This is a genomic window from Jejuia pallidilutea (genome assembly GCF_002973595.1).
Lineage (GTDB): Bacteria > Bacteroidota > Bacteroidia > Flavobacteriales > Flavobacteriaceae > Jejuia > Jejuia pallidilutea.
In genome coordinates this window covers 32,311-55,584 of sequence record NZ_PVEO01000014.1, presented here as the reverse complement: position 1 = coordinate 55,584, position 23,274 = coordinate 32,311, and the positions used below count along the sequence as shown (strand labels likewise).

Annotated in this window: 20 protein-coding genes; 6 read left to right on the top strand and 14 right to left on the bottom strand. The window is 34.8% G+C overall.

Annotated elements, in window-relative coordinates:
* A partial coding sequence (locus CLV33_RS17745) for an immunoglobulin-like domain-containing protein (protein WP_244906449.1) occupies positions 1 to 3,429 on the top strand: 3,429 nt, incomplete at its 5' end.
* Positions 3,430 to 3,484: 55 nt separating this feature from the next.
* Here the strand turns inward: CLV33_RS17745 and CLV33_RS16345 are convergent.
* From CLV33_RS16345 to hemA, 13 genes are all read right to left on the bottom strand, one after another.
* The gene (locus CLV33_RS16345; protein ID WP_042239981.1) at positions 3,485 to 4,198 is read right to left on the bottom strand and encodes a 3'-5' exonuclease; all 714 of its coding nucleotides are present in this window, start codon (positions 4,196 to 4,198) and stop codon (positions 3,485 to 3,487) included.
* Positions 4,191 to 5,345: a serine hydrolase domain-containing protein gene (locus tag CLV33_RS16340; protein WP_105474775.1), complete on the bottom strand. Its 1,155-nt coding sequence runs from the start codon at positions 5,343 to 5,345 to the stop codon at positions 4,191 to 4,193. Before CLV33_RS16340 ends, CLV33_RS16345 begins: the two co-directional genes overlap by 8 nt.
* Positions 5,346 to 5,418: 73 nt before the next feature.
* A complete protein-coding gene (locus CLV33_RS16335) occupies positions 5,419 to 5,931 on the bottom strand; it encodes a DUF4442 domain-containing protein (RefSeq protein ID WP_105474774.1) in 513 nt (170 codons plus the stop codon).
* Positions 5,931 to 6,404, bottom strand: coding sequence for a methylated-DNA--[protein]-cysteine S-methyltransferase (locus tag CLV33_RS16330; RefSeq protein ID WP_105474773.1), 474 nt, complete (start codon positions 6,402 to 6,404; stop codon positions 5,931 to 5,933). The genes CLV33_RS16335 and CLV33_RS16330 overlap by 1 nt, the downstream gene beginning before the upstream one ends.
* On the bottom strand, positions 6,404 to 7,489 hold the full coding sequence (locus tag CLV33_RS16325; RefSeq protein WP_042239975.1) for a CNNM domain-containing protein: 1,086 nt from the start codon (positions 7,487 to 7,489) through the stop codon (positions 6,404 to 6,406). The genes CLV33_RS16330 and CLV33_RS16325 overlap by 1 nt, the downstream gene beginning before the upstream one ends.
* Before the next feature lie 26 nt (positions 7,490 to 7,515).
* The gene (hemB, locus tag CLV33_RS16320; RefSeq protein ID WP_105474772.1) at positions 7,516 to 8,505 is read right to left on the bottom strand and encodes a porphobilinogen synthase; all 990 of its coding nucleotides are present in this window, start codon (positions 8,503 to 8,505) and stop codon (positions 7,516 to 7,518) included.
* A gap of 79 nt (positions 8,506 to 8,584) precedes the next feature.
* Positions 8,585 to 9,487: an oxygen-dependent coproporphyrinogen oxidase gene (hemF, locus tag CLV33_RS16315; RefSeq protein ID WP_105474771.1), complete on the bottom strand. Its 903-nt coding sequence runs from the start codon at positions 9,485 to 9,487 to the stop codon at positions 8,585 to 8,587.
* On the bottom strand, positions 9,488 to 10,030 hold the full coding sequence (locus tag CLV33_RS16310; RefSeq protein ID WP_105474770.1) for a GNAT family N-acetyltransferase: 543 nt from the start codon (positions 10,028 to 10,030) through the stop codon (positions 9,488 to 9,490). It lies immediately after the preceding gene.
* Positions 10,020 to 10,778 carry an EI24 domain-containing protein gene (locus CLV33_RS16305; RefSeq protein ID WP_105474779.1) on the bottom strand — a complete coding sequence of 253 codons (759 nt, stop codon included), beginning with the start codon at positions 10,776 to 10,778 and terminating at the stop codon, positions 10,020 to 10,022. The genes CLV33_RS16310 and CLV33_RS16305 overlap by 11 nt, the downstream gene beginning before the upstream one ends.
* A 152-nt stretch (positions 10,779 to 10,930) precedes the next feature.
* A complete protein-coding gene (gene hemE, locus CLV33_RS16300) occupies positions 10,931 to 11,956 on the bottom strand; it encodes a uroporphyrinogen decarboxylase (protein ID WP_105474769.1) in 1,026 nt (341 codons plus the stop codon).
* Positions 11,957 to 11,997: 41 nt separating this feature from the next.
* Positions 11,998 to 12,315 carry a four helix bundle protein gene (locus CLV33_RS16295; RefSeq protein ID WP_244906450.1) on the bottom strand — a complete coding sequence of 106 codons (318 nt, stop codon included), beginning with the start codon at positions 12,313 to 12,315 and terminating at the stop codon, positions 11,998 to 12,000.
* 138 nt (positions 12,316 to 12,453) lie between these two features.
* Complete coding sequence (gene hemC / locus CLV33_RS16290) at positions 12,454 to 14,028, bottom strand: hydroxymethylbilane synthase (protein WP_105474768.1); 1,575 nt, start codon at positions 14,026 to 14,028, stop codon at positions 12,454 to 12,456.
* Positions 14,021 to 15,286 (bottom strand): glutamyl-tRNA reductase, encoded by a 1,266-nt coding sequence (gene hemA, locus CLV33_RS16285; RefSeq protein WP_042240632.1) that lies wholly within the window; start codon positions 15,284 to 15,286, stop codon positions 14,021 to 14,023. Before hemA ends, hemC begins: the two co-directional genes overlap by 8 nt.
* 196 nt (positions 15,287 to 15,482) lie before the next feature.
* On the opposite strand from hemA, the gene CLV33_RS16280 reads away from it, so the two are divergent.
* Entirely contained in the window at positions 15,483 to 16,373 is an 891-nt protein-coding gene (locus CLV33_RS16280; protein ID WP_105474778.1) for a helix-turn-helix transcriptional regulator, read from the top strand.
* A gap of 27 nt (positions 16,374 to 16,400) precedes the next feature.
* Positions 16,401 to 16,559, top strand: coding sequence for a hypothetical protein (locus CLV33_RS17575; RefSeq protein ID WP_170064033.1), 159 nt, complete (start codon positions 16,401 to 16,403; stop codon positions 16,557 to 16,559).
* Positions 16,560 to 16,570: 11 nt separating this feature from the next.
* Here CLV33_RS17575 and CLV33_RS16275 read toward each other — a convergent pair whose 3' ends face one another.
* Positions 16,571 to 20,080 (bottom strand): TraB/GumN family protein, encoded by a 3,510-nt coding sequence (locus CLV33_RS16275; RefSeq protein WP_105474767.1) that lies wholly within the window; start codon positions 20,078 to 20,080, stop codon positions 16,571 to 16,573.
* 146 nt (positions 20,081 to 20,226) lie between these two features.
* On the opposite strand from CLV33_RS16275, the gene CLV33_RS16270 reads away from it, so the two are divergent.
* The 3 genes from CLV33_RS16270 to CLV33_RS16260 are packed head-to-tail and all read left to right on the top strand — an operon-like array spanning position 20,227 to position 23,266.
* Entirely contained in the window at positions 20,227 to 20,826 is a 600-nt protein-coding gene (locus CLV33_RS16270; protein ID WP_105474766.1) for a hypothetical protein, read from the top strand.
* A 50-nt stretch (positions 20,827 to 20,876) separates the two neighbouring features.
* Positions 20,877 to 21,914, top strand: a complete 1,038-nt coding sequence (hemH, locus tag CLV33_RS16265) for a ferrochelatase (protein WP_105474765.1) — start codon at positions 20,877 to 20,879, stop codon at positions 21,912 to 21,914.
* Positions 21,914 to 23,266 (top strand): MATE family efflux transporter, encoded by a 1,353-nt coding sequence (locus CLV33_RS16260; protein WP_042239944.1) that lies wholly within the window; start codon positions 21,914 to 21,916, stop codon positions 23,264 to 23,266. The genes hemH and CLV33_RS16260 overlap by 1 nt, the downstream gene beginning before the upstream one ends.
* Positions 23,267 to 23,274 lie beyond the last annotated feature (8 nt).

Here is a 23,274-nt window from a genome sequence, read left to right as displayed (position 1 = left end):
GAAGAAATTTTAATTGATGGTACAGAAAATAGTTTCCTGTTCGGTGCCACAAATGCACGTTTCCGTTTTGTATTTGATTCCGACAATACTAATAGAGCAGATGGCTATCCAACCACCTTCGATGGGTTTATTTTTGATGACTTTAAAGTTATTAGTATTGACATTCCATGTGTAGTTTCTGTACCAACAGGTGTGGAGAGTAGCAATATCACTGAAACCGATGCTACAATTACGTGGGATAATATACCATCAGCTTCATACGATTTGAGATATCGTGAAGTAGGTGCACAAAGTTGGACTGAAATAAATGGGTTAACCACTCCAAACTCTACCTTAACAGGGTTAGCTAATCTTACGGACTATGAGGTACAAATAAGGGCAAATTGTGGCACTAACAATTCAGCTTACACAGTGTCTGATAATTTTACGACATTAGATGTTCAATTAAATTATTGTGCTTCTGCGGGAAGAAATGTTAATGACGAATTTATAAGTAAAGTAGAACTAAATACCATAAATAATAGTTCTGGAGCACAGTTTTATTCAGATTTCACAAATATTTCAACTACATTAACTAAAGATTCCCAATACAGTATAACAATAACACCAACATGGACAGGCACAGTTTACAATGAAGCCTATTCTGTATGGATAGATTATAATAGGGATGGCGATTTTTTAGATGCTGGTGAACAAGTATTTACGCAGGGAAATACACAGGCAACTTCAGTAAGTGGCAGTTTTACAATTCCTTCTAATGCTGTTGAAAATTCAACTAGAATGCGTGTGTCTATGAAGTATAATGCCATTCCAACGTCGTGCGAATCTTTTCAATATGGCGAGGTTGAAGATTATACTGTAATTATAGAAGGTTCTGGTCCAGACGTTGTGCCTCCAGTAATTACATTAAATGGTGCAGCTTCTATAGATTTGAATGTTGGAGATGTTTATGTTGAACAAGGTGCTACAGCAGTAGATGATTTAGATGGAGATATTACGGCAAACATCGTTATAGGTGGAGATGTTGTAAATACAGGGACAGGTGGTACATATGAAGTAACTTATGATGTGAACGACGCTGCAGGAAACCCGGCACTGCAAGTTACCAGAACCGTAAATGTAATACCAGACACTATTGCACCAATAATTTTATTAAACGGTGCTTCAATAGTAAATTTAAATGTAGGAGATATTTATACAGAACAAGGCGCTACAGCTTCCGATAATATAGATGGTGATATTTCTTCGAACATTAGTATTGGTGGTGATATAGTAGATACCAATTTAGGTGGCACCTATTTGGTAACTTACGATGTTATTGACGCTGCTGGAAACACAGCAACACAAGTAGTAAGAACTGTAAATGTAATACCAGACACTACTGCTCCAATAATTACATTAAACGGCGTAGCTTCCATAGATTTGAATGTTGGAGATATTTATGTTGAACAAGGTGCCACGGCAGTAGACGATTTAGATGGAGATATTACGGCAAACATCGTTATAGGTGGAGATGTTGTAAATACAAATATTGTAGGAACATATAATGTGACCTACAATGTTAGCGATAATGCAGGAAATGCTGCTGTTCAGTTAAATAGAATAGTTAACGTGCTTCCAGATGTCACCGCTCCTATAATAACTTTAAACGGATCTTCTTCAATAAGCTTAAATGTTGGAGATGTTTACATTGAACAGGGTGCCACTGCATTAGATAATCTAGATGGAGATATTACAGCCGATATTGTTATTACAGATAATGTAAATACTTTAATAGCTGGTACGTACTTTGTAGATTATAACGTTTCAGATGCCTCAGGTAATTTGGCCAATACTGTAACTAGAACGGTAAATGTAATTGCTGATACCGTTGTACCTACATTAGCATTGATTGGTTCTGCAACTATTAATTTGAATGTTGGAGATATTTATAACGAACAAGGTGCAACTGCTTCTGATAATATTGATGGCGATATTACTGCAAATATTGTAATTGGAGGCGATACCGTAAATACAAATCTAGCAGGAACATATATTGTAACTTATAATGTAAGTGATGCTTCTGGAAATGCGGCAACTCAGTTAAACAGAACAGTAGTTGTTTCTCCAGTTACTATTGGCTGTTCTGGAGGTATAGCAGCTTTCCCTTATACGGAAGGATTTGAGAACACTCTAGGGGCTTGGACGCAATCATCTTCTGATGACTTAAACTGGCTTATCGATGCTAATGGAACGCCTTCAAGCAATACAGGGCCTTCTAGTGCAACACAAGGTAGTTATTATCTTTATGTGGAAGCATCAGGTAATGGCAGTGGTTATCCAAATAAAAGAGCAATCCTTACGTCACCTTGTTTCGATTTGAGTGCTTTAACTCAAGCTACCTTCAGCTTTAAATATCATATGTTTGGCGCTTCAGATATGGGAACAATAGCTTTAGAGATAAGTGATGATGAAGGTGCAACCTGGACTAGCTTATGGACTGAAAGTGGAAACAAGGGCAATTCTTGGCAAACGGTTAGTATTAATTTATCAGCTTATGTTGGTGGAGGCATACAACTACGGTTTAACAGGTTTGTGGGCAGTACATGGCAGGCAGATATCGCTATAGATGACATTAGTTTAATTGATGAAGAAATAACTATTGATAGTTGTACAGGAGGAATAACGTCCTACCCTTATGCTGAAAGTTTTGAAAATACTCTAGGAGGTTGGACACAATCTACAGCAGATGATATTAACTGGACTATCGATGCAAATGGAACACCATCTAGCGGAACAGGGCCTTCTAGTGCTATAACGGGGAGTTACTATATTTATGTTGAAGCTTCGGGTAATGGCACAGGTTATCCTAATAAAAGGGCAATTATTAATTCGCCTTGTTACGATTTAACTTCTGTGGTCTCACCCATTTTTAGCTTTAGTTATCATATGTATGGGTCTAGTAATATGGGAACAATAGCGCTAGAAGCTAGTAATGATGACGGCTTAAGTTGGACGACCTTATGGAGCGAATCTGGCAATAAAGGTAATTCTTGGCAATTGGCTGTTGTAGATCTTTCTGCTTATGCAGGAAATAGTGTGCAATTAAGATTTAACCGAGTTACTGGAAGTACATGGCAAGCTGATATTGCTATTGATAATATTAGTTTAGATGCAGGTTCAGCAGCTGCCAAGGATAGTGTGAAGGATAAATTCAATACTGATTTAAATACACTTACATTGTATCCAAACCCCGTAAAAGATTTATTGAACCTTAAAACATTAAAAGTAGGCGAAGTATCTTATAGAATTATAAATTCGTTGGGTCAAATAGTTCTTGAAGGTAAAACTGGAGATAGAGTAGTAGTAGATCGCTTAGAAGCAGGAATGTATTTTATTGAAGTAACACAAGGGAAAGATATTATGATGAAACGCTTTATAAAAGAGTAATTAATAGCATATAGCCATGTATAAAACGTCCAGATTTATAAATTTGGACGTTTTTTTATACGTGAATAATTTCATCATCGTTCAACAATGCGTCACCTCGTAATCTCAAGAAAATTTGTGCTACCGCAATAGTATCCTTTTCACAATAGGTAATTATTCTATCTATATCGCCTTCTTCATAATAAACACCATATACTTCGCTACCATCAATATCATCTTTTGGTGAAGGTATACCTAAAACATTGGTTAATAATTTTAAGGAAGTATAGGTTTTATAGTCTCCAAATTTCCATAATTCTAGAGTATCTAAATGAGGGACTTCCCAAGGCTTTTTACCAAAGAGATTTAATTTATAAGGCAGTTCTATATTATTTATAATCATACGGCGCGCTATGTATGGAAAGTCGAATTCCTTACCGTTATGGGCACAGAGTAGGTGTTTATTTTGATTAAAATGCGTAAATAATAAATTTTTGAAGTCTTTTAATATGGTAACTTCATCGCCATAAAACGAGGTAACCCTAAATACACGTCGTTGCCCTTGAAAGTTAAAATAGCCTACAGAAATACAAACAATTTTACCAAATTCTGCCCAAATACCAGCACGATTATAGAATTCTTCTGCGGTAAACTCGTCCTTTCTTTGGTATTGCGATTTGTTTTCCCAAAGCGCTTGTTTTGTTTTATCTAAATCTGAAAAGTGCTGAGTTTCTGGTACGGTTTCAATGTCCAGAAACAGTATATGCTCTAAATCTAGTCTTTTAATCATCTCCTATCATTTTATAAGCCTCAGAAATATAAGTACCAACATCAGCAGTAAATTCGCCAGCATGCGTTTGTGGTGCGCGCTTGTGTCCTAATCTTACAATAATAAGATTGTCTGCTCTATTAACAATTACCATTTGTCCCAAATGCCCACGCATTAAAAAGAAATCTTTTCCGTCTTTATGGTATAACCACCAACCATAACCATATTCAGGACTTTCAGGGAAACGAGGTGTAATAGAGGTTTCAATAAAGGTAGAGTCTAACAATTGTTTTCCTTTCCATTTCCCATGATCTTTGTATAACTTGCCTAAGCGTGCAAAATCTTTTGCATTACTGGCAATACAGCAATACGCTTTAACTAAATCTTCTGCTTCACTATCTACTTGCCAAAGTGTTTCGTTTACGCTTCCTAAGGGTTTCCAAAAGGTTTCCTCTAGATACTTGTATAGTTTTTTTCCTGTTGCTTTTTCAATAACCATAGCCAATAGTTGCGTGTCTCCACTTGCATACTTAAAGGCTTGTCCTGGTTCTTCAATTACCTTTAGGCCTAAAACAACCTTTGCTAAATCGTCATCAAAATAAGCACGCGTTGTAATAGAAAGCGGTGAATAATAGGCCTCGTCCCAATTAGTTCCGGATGCCATAGACGATAAATCGCCCACAGTCATTTTCGCCGCTTTACCCTCGCAAAATTCTGGCAAAAAATCACACACGGGTTGGTCTAAATTTTTAATATACCCCTGCATAATTGCTTTTCCTAACATGGCAGAAACGTAACTTTTTGCCATAGAAAAGGAGTTGGATTTAGAATTTTCACTAAAGCCATCGTAATAATTTTCAAACCAAACACTATCGTTTTTTATAATAACGTAAGCTATAGTGCCCCATTTATTATTTACATCAATAAGCTCTTTTGTTTCTTTGGTAGTGTTGTAATCTTTATGATGTGGCCAAGGTTGAGGTGTACCAACTTCAATGTTTTGATTGTCAAAATGCTTATAATCTTCTAAATACGCGGTAGTGTGTCCTTTTAAATAAATGGTTCTAACGGCTTTAATAAGGTAGTCTGTATCGGTAATGTATAAGACTATAATTAGTAAACCAATGAGTATTACCAGCCATTTAAAGAGTTTTTTTATAAGTTTCATTTTTTAACATTCGAAGTGAAATCTAAAGATATGAAAACTCTTATTAATTTTGAAAATAGATTTTTGTTTTTGGCTACGTATTTAATTTTCTTTTTTCTTTATAAAAAGTCTTGTCTGCAACGTAAATAGTTTTGCTTAATTTGGCAATAACGGTACCATCTTTGGTAATAATGTTTGGATTTTTTATAATATCTATTTCTCCCTTTTTAGATATGTTAAGTTTTATTTGGCGAATTTCTTCAGTAGTAAATACAAATTCACAATACACAGTAGAAGTTGCAGGTCTGCGGTACTTAATAGTGGCGGCCTTATCCCAAACCACATAGGCATCGCCTAAAATATTTATTAGCTGAATCATGTATATAGGATCTGTAGCAGAAAGCATACTACCACCAAACATAGAGCCTACGTAATTTCTGTTTTTCCAACTTAAAGGAATTTTAATTTTTACGTAGTGTAAATCATCAGAGACTTCAATTATTTTGCCTGTGGAACGTTTGTACATAGGCGACCAATTAAAGCCATATTTATAAATTTGCGCATCGGTAAAAAAGCGTTTGGCTATGTTTGCGATGGTTCTATACATTAGAATAATGATTGTTGTTTAAATGGGCTTTCGTGCTCTAAAAGCCATTTTTTACGATGTAATCCTCCCGCATAACCTGTTAAATTACCATTGCTACCAACAACACGATGGCAAGGAACAATTATCCAGAGCGGGTTTTTACCATTAGCATTGGCTACAGCACGTATTGCTTTTACATCGCCATATTGCTTAGAGAGTTCTAAATAAGAGGTGGTTTTTCCATAGGGAATGTCTTGAAGTAGTTTCCAAATTTTCTTTTGAAAATCGGTGCCTTTAGGGTTTAATCTTAATTGAAATTCTTTTCGAGAGCCTTCAAAATACTCCTTTAGTTGTATAACACAATCTTCCAGTATTTCTGGGATAATATCACTAATTCTTTCTTTGGAATTTAATACTGAAATAGAGGCTACTCCATCAATATTACCAACAATTTTAGTAAAACCCAAAGGCGAATTAATAATGCAAGTTTCCATTATTTTTCGGGTTTATCCTCACCTAATATACCTAGTTTTTTTGCACGCGCTTCCCAACTTTTTCTAGCAAGACTTTGTAAGTCTGAAACATTATCACTTTCGTCCATTATTTCGAGACCAAGAAGCGTTTCAATAACATCTTCCATAGTTACCAAACCGCTTACAGAACCATATTCGTCTACCACCAATGCCATGTGGTTTCTACTCTCAATAAGCTTTTCAAAAAGGGTTGGTATTGGTAAATTTCTGTTCACCACAATAATATCGCGCTTTAGTTCTGCCAGTGTTGTAGTTTTATTACCTAGCGCCATTTCTTTAAAAATTTCATCTTTTAGCACAAGGCCTGTAATATTATCGGTTTCGTCTGTATAAACAGGAATTCTAGAAAAGCGAATGTTTAAATTTTTATTGAAAAAATCTTTAACAGTATTGGTTTCATCTTCAGTTTTCATTACCGTTCTTGGCGTCATAACATCTTTGGCAAAAATCTCTTTGAAGTTTAAAAGGTTTTTAATGATTTTGCTTTCGTTTTCTTGAAATACCCCTTCCTCGTGCGCTACTTCAGTCATGGCAACAAACCCTTCTCTGGTTAATACACTACCGTGGCCCTTACCTCCAATTAATTTTGTAGTTAATTGCAATAGCCATAAAATACCTGTCCATTTTAAAGGAAATATTAAAACGGTAAGCGCTTTAGAGGCAAAATTAGCAAGTGCCTCCCAGTAGGTTGCGCCAATAGTTTTAGGGATAATTTCTGAAGCTACAAGAATTAAAAACGTCATTATAGCAGACACAATACCAACAGTGTTTATGCCCCAAAGTTCTATTTTATATGGTAAATTTTCAGCTTCAATACCTACCATCATCGCACCTAGAGTGTGCGCAATGGTGTTTAGTGTAAGTATAGCAATAAGAGGTTTATCTACATCTCTTTTTAGTTTTTCCAACGTTAAAGCATAGTCTTTTCCTTCCTGTTTTTTTACATTAATAAAAGTTGGGGTAACACTAAGCAAAACAGCTTCGAGAACTGAGCATAAAAATGAAAAGAATATAGAAATGGTTGCCCAAAAAATTAGTGCGTTCATTGCATAGGTTTTAGTTGATGGCTAATTTACGAAATCAATTTTACAACATCTTTGGCAAAATAACTTGCTATAATATCTGCGCCAGCACGTTTTATGGCGGTAACTTGCTCCATCATTACAGCATCATGGTCTAGCCATCCTTTTTCAGCAGCAGCTTTTAACATGGCATATTCGCCAGAAACTTGATAAACAGCCACGGGTACATCAATTTCGTTTTTAATATCACGTACAATATCTAAGTAGCACAAACCTGGTTTTACCATAACAATATCTGCACCTTCAATAATATCCATTTCGGTTTCCTTAATAGCTTCTAAACGGTTGCCATAATCCATTTGATAGGTTTTTTTGTCTTTCGGAATATCTACCAAATCCACAGGTGCAGAGTCTAGTGCATCGCGAAAAGGCCCGTAAAACGCCGAAGCATATTTTGCAGAGTAACTCATAATTCCTGTATTAATAAAGCCTTCATCTTCTAAAGCCTCACGAATGGTTAAAATTCGCCCATCCATCATATCACTTGGTGCAACAAAATTGGCGCCAGCTTGGGCGTGCGAAACACTCATTTCTGCTAAAAACCCAGCAGTTTTATCGTTATTGATTTGTCCGTTTTCAACAATACCATCATGTCCATAAGCTGAATAAGGGTCGAGTGCTACATCCGTCATCACCAACATATCAGGGCATGCATTTTTTACGGTTTTAATAGCGCGCTGCATTAAGCCGTTGGGATTTAAAGCTTCAGCACCTTTATTATCTTTTAAATTATCGGGTACTTTCACAAAAAGTAATACCGATTTTAAACCTAATTTCCAAAGTTCTTTTACCTCACCTTCCAATAAATCTAAACTGTAACGAAAGTAGTTGGGCATTGATGGAATTTCATCTTTAATGCCTTTACCTTCAACCACAAAAAGCGGTACTAAAAAGTCGTTTGGCGATATTATAGTTTCACGAACTAGGGAGCGAATGGCTTCGTTGGTTCTTAATCTTCTATTTCTTCTTAATGGGAACATAGTTATTATTTTATGTTATTCTGAGTAAAACGAAGAATCTAGGATTCTGAGATTCTTCACTTCGTTCTGAATGACAAAGTTAAACCCAATCTACAGGATTTTGCAAAACGTTAATTAATTTTTCTTCGTCGCTTCCAGCTTCTGGATGATGATCGTACACCCATTGCACATGCGGTGGTAAACTCATTAAAATACTTTCAATACGTCCGTTTGTTTTTAGTCCGAAAAGTGTGCCTTTATCATGCACTAAATTAAATTCAACGTAGCGTCCACGACGGATTTCTTGCCAATTACGTTGTGTTTCTGTGTATGGTAAATTTTTACGCTTTTCAACAATAGGCACGTAAGCTTCCAAGAAACTATCGCCTACTTCGGTTACAAAGTTATACCAATTTTCCATGGTCATGGTTTCTGAAGCTTTACAATAATCGAAAAACAGTCCGCCTATGCCTCTGCCTTCGTTTCTATGTGCGTTGTAAAAGTACTCATCACAACGTTTTTTGTAAGTTGGATAAAACTCAGGATTATGTTTGTCGCAAGCAGTTTTACAGGTTTGATGAAAGTGTTTTGCGTCTTCTTCAAACAGGTAATAGGGCGTTAAATCTTGTCCGCCACCAAACCAACTATCAATAATATTTCCATTGTCGTTATACATTTCAAAGTACCGCCAATTGGCATGAACGGTTGGCACCATTGGGTTTTTTGGATGCAACACCAAACTCAGTCCACAGGCAAAAAAATCGACATCGCCCACTTTAAAATAGGTTTGCATAGATTCAGGCAATTTACCATGAACACCAGAAATATTTACGCCCCCTTTTTCAAAAACGTTACCGTTTTCAATAACTCGGGTGCGTCCGCCGCCACCTTCTGGTCGTTTCCAAATATCTTGTTGAAACTTGGCTTTTCCATCAATGGCTTCCAGTTTAGCAGTAATACGGTCTTGCAGGTTTTGGATGTATTTGTAAAATGTATCTTTCATCTATTCTATCTCTTTATAAAGCTCATACAACTCCATGTTTAGAGGCTCTTCTCCCGGAGGTGTATGTTCGTTTTTTAATGTTTTAATATATGTGAAATTACAATTATCAGCAACTTTTACACTCCCTATATTACTTTTGTGTACAATAATTTGAAGTGTTTCTATGCCTAAATTTTTAAAAGCATATTCTGATAGTTGCTGAATAGCTTCCGTCATGATGCCTTTGCCTTCAACATTATAATCAATACAATAGGCAAATTCGCCTTGTTTTTTAGTCCAATCTAGCTCCTTTATGTAAATTAAACCAACCAATTTATTAGATTTGTTTTCTCTTAAAGTGAATAAAAACTCTTCTTTTAATTCAAATTGTTTTACCTTTTTTTCAACGAAAATATTAGATAAATCAGGGGTTAAATTTTGTTCTAATGTTTTTGGGAAATAACGTTTTAATCGATTTTCATTGGCTACAGCAAAGTTACAGATGTTCCATGCGTCTTTTGGGTGTATTGGGACAATAGAATATGAACCAAAATTAAGCTGCATGCACAGGTTTGTTTTTAAGTTGAAGCGCTTCTACCGTTCTAGTTGAAGCTGCGGTTACCGATAATGGCAACACTAAAATAACACCAATTACTGGAATTAATAAAAACAGAATAAACACAATACCGTTACCAATAGCTAACCCACGATGTTTGCGTACAAATTGTAGACTTTCTTTGTATTGATAGTGGCGTTCTAACGTATAATCCATATTACCAAAACCTGCATAATAGGCTTGCACCATAAATAACAAAATGGTTGAAAATATATTAACAACTGGAATGAGTTTTAAAAGTAGAATAGGTATTGTTAGTAGTAACTCCATGAATAAATTCCTACCATTAATTTTTATACCCCGAACCAATTGCTGCAAAAAAGTGGTGTTTCTATGAGAATGTGGTGGATTGCCTGTAAAATACGCTTCTATTTTTTCTGAAACAGGACTCATGAATGGTGCTGATAGTGCCATTATGATGTGTTTAAACAGGATAAGACCGATAACTATAATAATAAGTCCGCCTATAAAATTACTAATGGACGAAAAGGTGTCTTTACCCCAATCCCAAATCCAAATTTTAGCAATAAAACCACCAATATTATCTGATAAACCGTAAGCAGAACCAAAAATGACAACGGCAGTAATAAAACTGATACCCATAGGAATAGCAAAATAGGTCCAGAGTTTTAATTTTGAAATTAAACTGAAAGCACCGAAGTATGCTTTAATTCCTGAAATGATGTTTTTTATCATAACCTTCATTTTGCGTTAGGGATTGAAGGATTTGTTGAAGCTCCCCGACGTAGGAGGGAGCGACTCCTGAAAGCCCGACCTACTTTTTTACAGCAATTAGTTTACTTTTTAAACCTAATGTTACACAAAAAGTAGGTAACGCCCGAAATATTTTAATTTCCGTATTCCTTAACGGCATCGATAAACGCCTTGGCATTATCTAAGCCAATGTTGGGTAAAATACCATGACCAAGGTTTACGATGTATTTGTCTTTACCAAATTCGTTAATCATTTGGTGTACCATTTTCTTGATTTCTGCGGGTGGTGAAAATAAACGCGTTGGGTCGAAATTACCTTGTAGCGTTATGTTGCCACCAGTTAAATAACGTGCGTTTTTAGGGGAGCAAGTCCAGTCTACACCTAAAGCTGCAGCGCCAGATTTTGCCATTTCGCTAAGTGCAAACCAGCAGCCTTTACCGAAAGCGATAACAGGCGCATCGTCCTTTAAGGCATTAATAATTTGCTGGATGTATTGCCACGAAAATTCTTGATAATCGACTGGCGAGAGCATGCCGCCCCACGAATCGAATACTTGAACAGCGTTACATCCTGCTTTTACTTTTTCTTTTAGATAGGCAATAGTGGTATCTGTAATTTTCTGTAATAATTGGTGTGCTGCTATAGGGTTTGTAAAGCAAAATTCTTTGGCTTTATCGAAATTTTTACTGCCTTGTCCTTGCACGCAATAACATAAAATAGTCCAAGGTGAACCTGCAAAACCTATTAGCGGAATTTCATCATTAAGCTTTTCTTTGGTGACTTTAATCGCTTCATATACATAGTTGAGTTCCTCTTTAACATCGGGAACAATAACATTATCTACATCTTTTTGTGAGCGCACAGGATTTGGTAAATACGGTCCAAAATTAGGTTTCATCTGTACCTCGATATTCATGGCTTGTGGAATTACCAAAATATCACTGAATAGAATTGCGGCATCCATACCGTATCTTCTAATAGGTTGTACTGTAATTTCGCTTGCTAATTCTGGTGTTTGGCAACGTGTAAAGAAATCGTACTTTGCCTTTATTTCCATAAATTCTGGCAGGTAACGTCCTGCTTGACGCATCATCCAAACTGGTGGACGGTTTACAGTTTCTCCTTTTAATGCTCTTAAAAATAAATCGTTCTTCATAATTGGCTGTTAGCTATTGGCCTTTAGCTGTTGGCTAAAAAGCATTAACTATTTTTGATTTTATTTATTAAACTATTTATCATTCTTGCTTCTTTTTGGATTAAAGTAAAAATAATTTCTAGTTCTTTTTCTTCTATAAATTTTAATTCTTGTGCGATAACAAGTTGTGTTTCCACTTCGAAGAGTGAACCTATTGCTATTTCAAGAAAACGTTTAAACTCAACCTCACTATTTCTGCTATAACCTTCAGCTATATTTGAAGGAACGGATACCGATGCTCTTGTAATCTGACTTCGTAAACCAAACTTCTCTTCAGATGGTAATTTATCAGATAATTGATATACCTGTTTTACAAGTTCAATCCCGTTCTTCCAGATTTAAAGTTTTCTAAAACCCCTCATTCTATCTAGCTTTTGGCCTTTAGCTATTAGCCTTTGGTTTTAGTTTTGTATTCATAACAGTGGCGCCAACAGCTAAGAGCTAAAGGCTAATAGCTATTATCACACATAATGTTCATTCACCAACTCAATCACACTCTCCACAGTTGGTACTTTCGCCACCCTAACATCTTTAAAGTGTTTATTGGCTTCTTTAGCCGTGGTTTCCCCTATACAAAAAGCAATAATTTCAACATTATTACTACGCACAAAACTTTCTACGGTTGAAGGGCTGTAAAACATAACGCTTTCTACCGCTTCATCAACCTTAAAACCATCATATTTTGTTTGGTAGGCTTCAACTTCGTTTACTTTAATATTGTTTTCGGTTAAAATGGTAGGTAATGCATCTAACCTAATATCACTACAAAAATAGGTTACTTCCGTACCTTCTATGTATTGAATAAGATGTTCTGCTAATGCCTTGGCATTTTTAGCAGTGTATTTTACTTTGCCTATTCTGTTTTCAATTAGTCGTTTAGTGCGCCGTCCAACACAATAAATATTTTTAAATTGTAACTCTGCTGCCGAATAATTTGTAACCAAAGCTTCAACAGCATTTTTACTAGTAATTATAACATTCTCAATTTCAGTCTTTAAAACTTGTGGACGAATTCTATTAAGGTTAATTTTTATAAAATCCTCGCTTTTAGATACTACCTTTTCGTGAAATAGCTTTTTTTGGTCTTCTGTTAATTTCTTGGTTGAAACTACGTTGGTAATTTTGTGCGAGTATTTTATCTCGTCCATTAAACGTTTTCCACCGCGTTCAATTACATAATCTGCGCAATATATTGCTAAATTGTTGTGTTTACCCAGCTTTTCAGAACGTTCTACTTGAATTTTCTTAGAACCATCTTTACTTAAAAGCACACCTTTAAAATGTACTTCTTCATCCTTAATATAGGCCAGAGCGCCTATTGGTGCTGTACAACCACCTTCTAAACGGTTTAAAAACTTACGTTCAATAGTGGTACAAATTTCGGTTTCTTCGTGGTTTAAGGTAGCACAGGCTTCTTTTACAAATTCATCGTCTTCTAAAGCTGTAATCATAATGGCGCCTTGTGCCGGAGCAGGAATCATCCAATCTAAATTTATAGCCTCTTCGGGTCTAATGCCAATTCTACCAATACCTGCTGCAGCAAAAATTGCACCATTCCAATCGTTATCTTGTAGTTTTTGTAAACGCGAATTTACATTACCTCGTAAATCTGTAATGGTATGGGTTGGGTACCTGTTTAGCCATTGTGCTTTTCTGCGCAAGCTTCCAGTGGCTATTACTGCATTTTTGGCACTTAAAAACTCCTCGTTATTTTTAAATACCAGTGTATCGTTAACATTGCCGCGTTTTAAAACAGCTGCTTGTATAATGCCTTTTGGTAATACTGTAGGTACATCTTTTAGGGAATGTACTGCAATATCAATATCATGGTTTAACATGGCAATATCGAGCGTTCGTGTAAAAATACCTGTAATTCCTAGTTCGTAAAGTGGTTTGTCTAGTACTAAATCGCCTGTAGATTTTACCGGAACTAACTCTGTTTTGTGGCCTTCTTTCTCGAGTAAACTTTGTACTATTTTGGCTTGCCATAGTGCTAATTCACTATCGCGAGTACCAATTCTTATGGTTTTAGACATTTGTTTTTTGAGGTTCTTCTAGCTGAAATACTTTTTTAATAAGTTCTAGGCTATCATCTGTAGATACATCGTCATCTTTTAAATGATGCGCAAAATGATTGGTAATTTTTTGAATGATTTTATTACTTATTATTGCTGCCTGTTCTTCGTTAAAGTCTGTTAACTTTTTACGCTGGGTATCCAATTCTGCTGTAGCAAAATCAGTTAATTTATGTTTCAAAGCTTTTATAGTTGGTGCAAACTTTCTGGTTTCTAACCAACTGTTAAATTCTGCTTTAACGTCTTCAATAATAGCTTCAGCTAATGGAATGTGCGATTTGCGTTTTTCTAAGGTTTCATCTGTAATTTTAGATAAATCGTCTAAATGCACTAATGTAACATTTTTAAGTTCCTTAACGTTCTCATTAACATTTTTTGGAATAGATAAATCTAGAATTAAAAGTGGTTTTTTACTCTGTATAATATGTTTGTCTATAGTGGGGCGTTGTGCGCCAGTAGCCACTATTAATATATCCGATGTGCTAATTTCTTCCTGTAAATTTGCGTAATCTTTAACTACCAAATTAAACTTACCAGCAATTCGTTCGGCTTTGTCCTTAGTTCTGTTAATTAAGGTAATATGTTCGTTTTCGGTATGTTTTACTAAATTTTCACAGGTATTTCTTCCTATTTTTCCTGTTCCGAACAATAAAATATCTTTGTTGGAAACATCTTCAACATTGTTAAAGATATATTGTACCGAGGCAAAAGATACCGATGTGGCACCCGAAGAAATGTTAGTTTCTGTTTTAATGCGTTTACTTGCCTGAATTACTGCATTTACCAAGCGTTCGGAAAAATGGTTTAGTAAGCCGTATTTTCTAGATAGCTTACTGCTTACTTTTAGCTGACTTATAATTTCGAAATCACCAAGAATTTGGCTGTCTAAACCAGAACCAACACGAAACATGTGCGCTATAGCCTCTTTATTTTTATAGATGTAAGCTACATCGCGAAATTCTTCAACAGTACCGTTTGTATTATCGCAAAGCAATTCTATAAGTTGGTAAGGGTGTTGGGCAAAACCATAAATTTCGGTACGGTTACAAGTAGAAGTAACAATTAAACTTTCTATACCATTGTCTTTGGCTTGTTGTAATAATTTATGCTTAGAGTCGTCGTCTAAACTAAAGCGACCTCTTATATCTGCATCGGCTTTTTTATAACTTAAGCCAATGGCATAAAAGTAGTTACTACGTGATATGTTGTACTTTTGCATTGCTATACCTGAAATTGCCACACAAATGTAAAGGGATTGATAATAAAAAAGTAACGCTGAAAGAACTTTTAATATCGTTTGTGGTTTTTTAAACTATTTTCTAGAAAAAATATGATAAATGTCATATTTTAGCGGTGTATTTGGTGGTTTCGAATGTTTTAATTTAGAATAAATCTAAATAAAAGAAAAAATGAACATGGAAAATAATATAAAAAGTATCGCTAAAAGTACTTTTGAGGAGACTAACGTTGATGATGGTTTTTTGGTTTTAATGTTTAAAAACGATGAAAGTGTCGCCCAAAGTGTTGCAAAAGAAATAGATAGTATGTTTATTCAATTTCATTTTTGTATCAAGGGAGCTACTAAATTTGTATTTAATCAAGGCCGTTACAGTTTAGATATTCATGAAGAGAATTCGTTACTGTTGTATAATCCGCAACAAGAATTGCCTATAAATCTTCAGGTAGCCCCTAATTCTTGGATAGTTTCAATTTTAATATCCATTAAAAAATTTCATGGCTTATTTTCGCAGGAGGCTGATTATATTTCATTTTTAAATTCTGAAAACAAAGACAAAAAGTATTATAACGATGGTGTAATTAGCCCATCGATGGCTATCGTACTAAATCAATTAATTAATTACAGTTTAAATTCATCCATAAAGCAATTATACTTTAAGGCAAAAGCGTATGAGCTGCTGAGTTTGTATTTTAATAGAAGTGAAGATGCCAATGTAGAGCAATGCCCGTTTTTAGTAGATGAAGCTAACGTTATTAAAATACGAAAAGCCAAAGATATTATTGTTTCGCGAATGGCAGAACCACCTACATTACAAGAGTTAGCCGATGAAATAGGATTAAATATTAAAAAATTAAAAGAAGGCTTTAAGCAGATTTACGGCGATTCTGTATTTAGTTTTTTGTTTGACTACAAAATGGAAGTTGCCCGTAAGCTTCTAGAATCTGGCAATAATAATGTAAATGAAGTAGGCCTTAAAGTAGGTTACAGTACTTCTAGCCATTTTATAGCGGCGTTTAAAAAGAAATATGGTACCACGCCAAAAAAATATGTAATGTCTTTAAGTTAGAGCTATAATTTATGTAAGTTTAATGAGATGAAATATTTAACCCCAAAAATAGAAGCCTTGTCTAAACAACTTGTACAAGGAAAATCTTTAGCTAAACCTAACGTGTCTTGTGGTATTTTTCAAGATTGCAACCCACTAGAAGACCGATCTGAATTATATGATAAAAAGCAAAAGCTAGGGAACTAATATACCGTTCTTTAATACATATTTACCTTAATGCGCTTTCTTGTTTTATGTTTAATTTGTAGTACAATATCTTCTGTAACATCCTTTTCTGTTTTATAACCTGAAATGGATATGCCATTTTTTAGACCTATAAAATAAGGGGTAAGCCTGAAGGTTTTACCTTTGGTATCCTCAAAGGCTATGGCATGCAAAAACTGATTTTCTTCTGGTTGCCTTTTGTCTGTTCGTTTAAATAAAAATAGCCGAATAGATGTGTCGTTATCTGTTTTAAAGGTTTGTTCTTCTACAAACTCAATTGTATTATCAGCATCTTTAAAGTAACTGTTAGCAAATAGTTTAGACTTTGCATAGGTTTTTAAATCTACAATGGTGGTTTCCTTTTCGTTTAAAAGTTTATGCTTTTTTAGTTTCGCAATAAGCTTGTACTGCGCGTCTTCATTTAAAAGTGTTTTGGCTTTTAGCTGTTCTGAGATAGGCTCGTTTTTATGCTTTAACAGAACATAATATGTAGTTAGTGCTTCAAAATCTTCACTTTCTAATAGTCTTATGTAAAACAACTTAACATGCTTGTCGTCTCTGTATGGAAACAATAATTTCACATAACTATCTAAAGAAAAATTATTTCTGGAAGAGTAAGAATAGCGTTGCGTGCTGCCTAAACTACGTTTTATTTGTATTTTGGCATCGTTAATAATTTGCTTTTTAAACTTTTTATACACCTTGGGTTTTACTATGTTACTATCAAGTAATTTTGATAATAAGCTGTAGATGGGTGATTTATAGTCTTCAACTATTGAAAAATTTAGCAACTCTGGAAATAGCACTTTTACTGTTTTTAGAGAATCTGCACTTGTATTGTACACAGAAAAAGATGGTGTTTTAGAACCCAAAGGTAAATCTGTATTTAGCAACTCTAAAACAAATTCGTAAGCGGCTTTATCCTTGCGTTGAAAAAAGGTATTTAAAATAATGTCTTGTATGGCAGGCTCTGAATACGACGTTACGTAGAGTTGTTTTGCAAAATTAGTAACGCGCGGGCTTTTATCGTTAGTTATTAACTCGCGAAGTAAATAGTATTTTATTTGTGTTTTGTTTTCAGGAAACTCAAAATTATCTATTACATCAATAATTTTTGATGTGTGTTTGTTAGAAAACTTTAGTTCTGTATACCCATTTAACACAATACTATCGTTGTTTTTTAGAGCCTTAAAAAACAGGTTGGTTTTATCTTCAAAAATAGCTTTCCCCATAAGGGTATCCATCGGTTTAAACGAATTAAAGAATTCAGTTAAAAAACGAGAGGGTTTGTTAATAGAATCTGTTAAAGCAGTTAACTGATATAGTACGCCCTCTTTTTGTATATATTTTACTAAAATTTCCTTAACACTAAAAGAGTCTCTTAGTTTATAAGTATAATAATTATAGCCATTGTTACTATAACGATTTTCAGCCAAGGCTATAAGTGTTTTATCATGGGATGATTCATTTAGTTCAGGAAGGTCTAAAAAATCTTGTTTTCTGTTAATTTTATTCCATAAACTATCTGCGTTTTTATACATTTTCAGGTCGTGAAACTTGGTACGTTTTACTGTAACTTGCTCATTGGCCTTGGTGGTGTATGTTGTAATTTTTTCAGTTTCGTCATAAGGTTTTTTTCGCTTGTAGTTATTGTAAAACTCATTGTAGGGCAAGGGTGCTTTAATGGGTGATTTTACGGTAAAATACAGTGATGTATCGGTAACTGTTTTAAAGCTTTCGTAGGTGGCGCTCTTGAATTTTAAAGACTGAAAATAAGATGTAGCTCTATCTTTTACATCGCCATAATAGCCCATTAAATAGTAACTGCCATCTTTTACAATAGATTTTAACCACAGTTTATTTTGGCTTGTAGAATCTAAAACAACTTGAGACAGGTAACTTTTGTAAATGGTATTGTTGGCTTTTACTTCTACATTGTCTATATCTAGGTTTTTATAAAAACTTGTATGGATGTATTTAGCTTCAAAAGCATCTTCTTCAATATATTCTACATCGTGTTGAGGAGATTCTATAAAGAAATAAAAATCGTTGTTTTTACCCAATGCCTGTACTAATTTTTTTCCTGTATGCTCAAGGTTTGCAGTAATAAAATATTCCGGACATTCAAACTCATATTTTTGGTAAGGGTCCTTAAAAGTTGTTGAAGTATTGTTTACAGACTTAAAACGAATGGAGTTAAAAATTTCAGCTTCATGTAATACTACAAAATCTTTTTTGCCACCAAATTTCACTACAATAATTTCTAACGGTGTTTTATAGATATGGTATTTTTGGTAATCGCCTTTTTTTGTTTTGTTTAAAATGCTAATACCTGGATAAGGTGTTTTAAATTCTTGTTTTTCTATAATTGTTCCTGGCACATCTTCGTATAATAGGTTTTTTATAAAAGTTAAATCTACTTTGTCATTTTGGTTTGGTAAATACTCAAATGTGTTTAATCTATTTATGGTTAAGTACGCACCATTTGTCATGTCTGGCGCTACATAGTATTTTATGCCATCTGCGGTAAACTCTCTAAGTTCATCAAAACTTTTAATGCTAATAAATCCATCAGAAGTAGATTGTAGGAAGAGTTCTGGATTGGTAAATTTTTGCTCTAGTTTGTCTTTTTCTGCTTTAGCGTATTTGGTTTGTTTAGATACCAAAGGCTTTACGGTATAGCCTTTTTCTTGTAACATGTGTAGCATACCTTTTTCGCCTCCAAGATGTGCTGCCCCAACACCAGAGAACACAATTTTTTTGTGCATTAAGGAGTCTAAAACATGCACCATGTTTGCATTACGTTTAAAAAGCATATGCTCTCTATAATACTTGGTGTTTGTGGCGGCTCCAATAGAATCTAATAACTCAATATCTCGCTCGCGATACACGTCTTCCTGAAACATAAACATGTTTTTCTTCTCCATGAGTTTTATAAACCAATCATCTGGTTTACGCTTGTTTACATTAAAACTAGCTTTAGTGGTTAGGTAACGCGACTCCCTAAAATCTTCTAGTCCAATTACAGGTTTGTTGTTTTTTCTGCCTGCTTGGTAAATAAACATATCTAGATATGTTTCTTCTTCAAAATCATCAATGTAAGAATTTTTCCGGTACAGGTAACTGTTAATTAAATAATTATCAAACCTAATAACACTACGTATTTGCACGGGGTCTAGTGCAGATAACCTAAAGAGGTTTGCGTAAAAATTATCCCCATGCATGTAGTTGTCCATATTGTAATTAAACCCAAAATCTTCATGCATAAATTTTAGCCATTGTGTGGGATCAGATTCTAATGCAATACATTCGCTTTTGTTCAAGGCTTTGTAAAACACATCGTCTAGCCTAAAGGCAACTTTACTGCTTACATGCATGGTACCGTAAATGTAAGATGGATGTTGTAAACCGTTACCAGAAATTTCCCAGAGCAAACTTTTTTCTTGAGAAAAACAAAAATTGTAGAAAATGGAAGCAGATAACAGGAGCAGTAATTTTTTCATATTTTAATTTTGAATTGATAAATATAGAAATAAAAAGGGTGTTACATACCCTAAATGAACGCATAGATTTTATCAATGAGTGAACGTGTAAATAATAGCGCTATTGTAAAATATGTATCGTATTTTTGCAATAAACAAATACTATAATGAAATTTTTTACTACACTAGTTCTCGCTTTTTTAATTACATGTTCAAGTTTTTCGCAATCTCAAACAGAAGCTATAGAAAAAGAAGCACAAACCTATTACGATTATATGACCAATATGAATCTTGATGGGGTTTTAGATTATATGCATCCAAAAATGTTCGATATGGCTCCAAAAGCACAAATGAAAGCGGCAATGGAGCAAATGTTTAATTCGCCCCAAATGAAGATTGAGTTCATTTCAAATACGGTAAATAATATCAGCGACACTAAGAAAATAGATAATGTTACTTACGCTGTGGTGTACTACAACAGTAAAATGAGAATGATATTTTTAACTGAAAAAGATAAACCTAAAGAGGCGCAAAACGATTATTTAGAATTAATGAAATCTACCATGGCAGCTCAATTTGGTAGTGAAAACGTTACTATTGATGCCGATACAACATCTCTAGTAATAAACAACAATGCAAGTATGTTTGCTATTAATGATCCACAGTATGACGGTTGGAAATTTTTAAGCAATGAAAAAAACATGGCTGCATTTGTTAACTCTATTGTGCCAGAAGCTGTAAGAACAGCTTTGTTAGAGAAAGAATAATAAGCATAACATATAAGATAACCTGTATAATTGCAAAGAAAAAGAGATTTATGAAAGGCATTCTTCTAGTTAATTTAGGTTCTCCAGATAGCCCAGAACCTAAAGATGTGAAAAAATATTTGGGTGAATTTTTAATGGACGAACGTGTTATAGACGTACCGCTTTGGGCAAGAAACTTACTTGTAAAAGGTATTATTTTAAATACTCGACCCAAGGCTTCGGCCAAAGCATATAAAAAAATATGGTGGGACGAAGGCTCCCCTTTAATAGTACTTTCAGAAAGGCTTCAAGAAAAAGTACAAGAAAAGCTTGATATTCCTGTGGCATTAGCCATGCGATATGGGAGTATGACGATTAAAAAAGGGCTACAGGAATTGGTAGATAAAGGGTGTACCGAAATAAAAACCATTCCGCTATATCCGCAATTTGCTATGGCAACTACCGAAACTATTGATGTGAAAGTCGATGAACTGGTAGCTGCACACTTTCCTCAGTTAAAAATTACACAAACGCCTGCGTTTTATGGACGGCAAGATTACATTAATGTGCTTTCAAAAAGTATTGCAGAACAACTAGATGGTTTAGATTATGAGCATATTCTGTTTAGTTACCACGGTGTGCCAGAACGCCATATCCGCAAAAGTGATATTACTAATGGAAACTGTAAAATGGACGGTAAATGTTGCTTTAAAAAAGGGAGTCCGCAACATGAATTTTGTTACCGTCACCAATGTGAAATTACCACCGTTAATGTTGCTAAAAAATTGGGCTTAAAAAACGGCACGTATTCCACTACATTTCAATCTAGGCTTGGTTTCGATCCTTGGTTACAGCCCTACACAGATCGTACTATAGAGCGTATGGGTAAAGAAGGCATAAAAAAAATGGCTATTGTTACTCCAGCATTTGTTAGCGATTGTTTAGAAACTTTAGAAGAGATTGCTATGGAAGGGGAAGAGATTTTTCACGAAGTTGGTGGCGAGCAATTTACGGTTATACCATGTTTAAACGACCGTGAGGATTTTGCCCAAGTAATTGCTAATATGGCAAAAGAATGGACTGTTGACGAAAAGCCGGCAACCGTTTAATGGCTAAGGTTTCCTCACAAGATTTAGGCACACAGCCAATAGGCAAACTTCTTATAAAGCAAGCTGTTCCAGCTTCTATTGGAATATTGGTAATGTCGCTAAACATTTTGGTAGACACTATTTTTGTTGGACAATGGATTGGTTCTATTGCAATAGCAGCTATAAACGTAGTATTACCTGTATCTTTTTTTATTGCAGCATTAGGAATGGCGATTGGTATTGGCGGATCTTCTATAATTTCTAGAGCACTTGGTGCCGACAATATAAAAAAAGCCCGCATTACCTTTGGGAACCAAATTACGCTTACTTTGTTGGTTACCGTTACTATGGTAATTCTAGGATTATGGTTTATAAATGGTATTATTCCAGCATTTGGTGGCAAAGGTGCTATTTTAGAACCAGCAACTATTTATTATAGAATTGTATTGTACGGAGTACCTTTCTTGGCACTTTGCATGATGGGGAATACTGTAATTAGGGCTGAAGGTAAACCAAAATTTGCCATGTATGCGATGATGATTCCATCGGTTGGAAATTTACTTTTAGATTATGTTTTTATTAATGTATTCGATTGGGGAATGGCAGGAGCTGCATGGGCTACAACAGGATCTTATTTGTTGTGTTTTGCATTCATTCTTTGGTTCTTCTTGTCTAAACATTCTGAACTAAAACTTCTAAAATGCCATTTTTCACTTAAAAAACATATTGTTTCAGAAATTGGATCTTTGGGGTTTGTTACCTTGTCTCGACAAGCCGTAGTGAGCATTACATATTTATTTATGAATAATATTTTGTTCGATTTAGGTGGCGAAACCTCTGTTACAGCCTATGCCATCGTTGGGCGTATGTTAATGTTTGCCCTATTTCCCGTATATGGTATTACACAAGGATTTTTACCTATTGCAGGATTTAATTATGGTGCTTCAAAATTTAATCGTGTTAGAAAAACAATAATTACGGCAATACTTTACGCATCTGGTTTAGCCACTTTAGTGTTTGTGCTTTTAATGGTGTTTCCAGAAGCTATTACCCGTTTATTTACCAAAGACGAAAATGTAATTTTAGAAACACCCTCGGCAATGCGTTGGGTGTTTGCCGCAACACCTATTATAGCCATTCAACTTATTGGTGCAGCATATTTTCAAGCGGTTGGAAAAGCAATTCCTGCACTGCTATTAACGCTTACAAGACAAGGTTTTTTCTTTATTCCTCTAATTTTAATTTTGCCAAAATTTTACGGTGAAATAGGGGTTTGGATATCTTTTCCTATTGCAGATGTACTGTCTACCATAGTTACAGCAATTTTTTTACATCGCGAGGTAAAGTTAAAATTACTCACAACGGTACCATAATAATATTT

Excerpts from the sequence above, each read along its gene's own strand:
- CLV33_RS16335 (WP_105474774.1), bottom strand. The coding sequence starts at position 5,931 with ATGTATAGAACCATCGCAAACATAGCCAAACGCTTTTTTACCGATGCG.
- CLV33_RS16345 (WP_042239981.1), bottom strand. The coding sequence starts at position 4,198 with ATGATTAAAAGACTAGATTTAGAGCATATACTGTTTCTGGACATTGAA.
- CLV33_RS16275 (WP_105474767.1), bottom strand. The coding sequence starts at position 20,080 with ATGAAAAAATTACTGCTCCTGTTATCTGCTTCCATTTTCTACAATTTT.
- hemH (WP_105474765.1), top strand. The coding sequence starts at position 20,877 with ATGAAAGGCATTCTTCTAGTTAATTTAGGTTCTCCAGATAGCCCAGAA.
- hemF (WP_105474771.1), bottom strand. The coding sequence starts at position 9,487 with ATGAAAGATACATTTTACAAATACATCCAAAACCTGCAAGACCGTATT.
- hemB (WP_105474772.1), bottom strand. The coding sequence starts at position 8,505 with ATGTTCCCATTAAGAAGAAATAGAAGATTAAGAACCAACGAAGCCATT.
- CLV33_RS16260 (WP_042239944.1), top strand. The coding sequence starts at position 21,914 with ATGGCTAAGGTTTCCTCACAAGATTTAGGCACACAGCCAATAGGCAAA.
- CLV33_RS17575 (WP_170064033.1), top strand. The coding sequence starts at position 16,401 with ATGAAATATTTAACCCCAAAAATAGAAGCCTTGTCTAAACAACTTGTA.
- CLV33_RS16270 (WP_105474766.1), top strand. The coding sequence starts at position 20,227 with ATGAAATTTTTTACTACACTAGTTCTCGCTTTTTTAATTACATGTTCA.
- CLV33_RS16280 (WP_105474778.1), top strand. The coding sequence starts at position 15,483 with ATGGAAAATAATATAAAAAGTATCGCTAAAAGTACTTTTGAGGAGACT.
- hemA (WP_042240632.1), bottom strand. The coding sequence starts at position 15,286 with ATGCAAAAGTACAACATATCACGTAGTAACTACTTTTATGCCATTGGC.
- CLV33_RS16305 (WP_105474779.1), bottom strand. The coding sequence starts at position 10,778 with ATGATAAAAAACATCATTTCAGGAATTAAAGCATACTTCGGTGCTTTC.
- CLV33_RS16340 (WP_105474775.1), bottom strand. The coding sequence starts at position 5,345 with ATGAAACTTATAAAAAAACTCTTTAAATGGCTGGTAATACTCATTGGT.
- CLV33_RS16310 (WP_105474770.1), bottom strand. The coding sequence starts at position 10,030 with ATGCAGCTTAATTTTGGTTCATATTCTATTGTCCCAATACACCCAAAA.
- CLV33_RS16330 (WP_105474773.1), bottom strand. The coding sequence starts at position 6,404 with ATGGAAACTTGCATTATTAATTCGCCTTTGGGTTTTACTAAAATTGTT.
- CLV33_RS16325 (WP_042239975.1), bottom strand. The coding sequence starts at position 7,489 with ATGAACGCACTAATTTTTTGGGCAACCATTTCTATATTCTTTTCATTT.
- hemC (WP_105474768.1), bottom strand. The coding sequence starts at position 14,028 with ATGTCTAAAACCATAAGAATTGGTACTCGCGATAGTGAATTAGCACTA.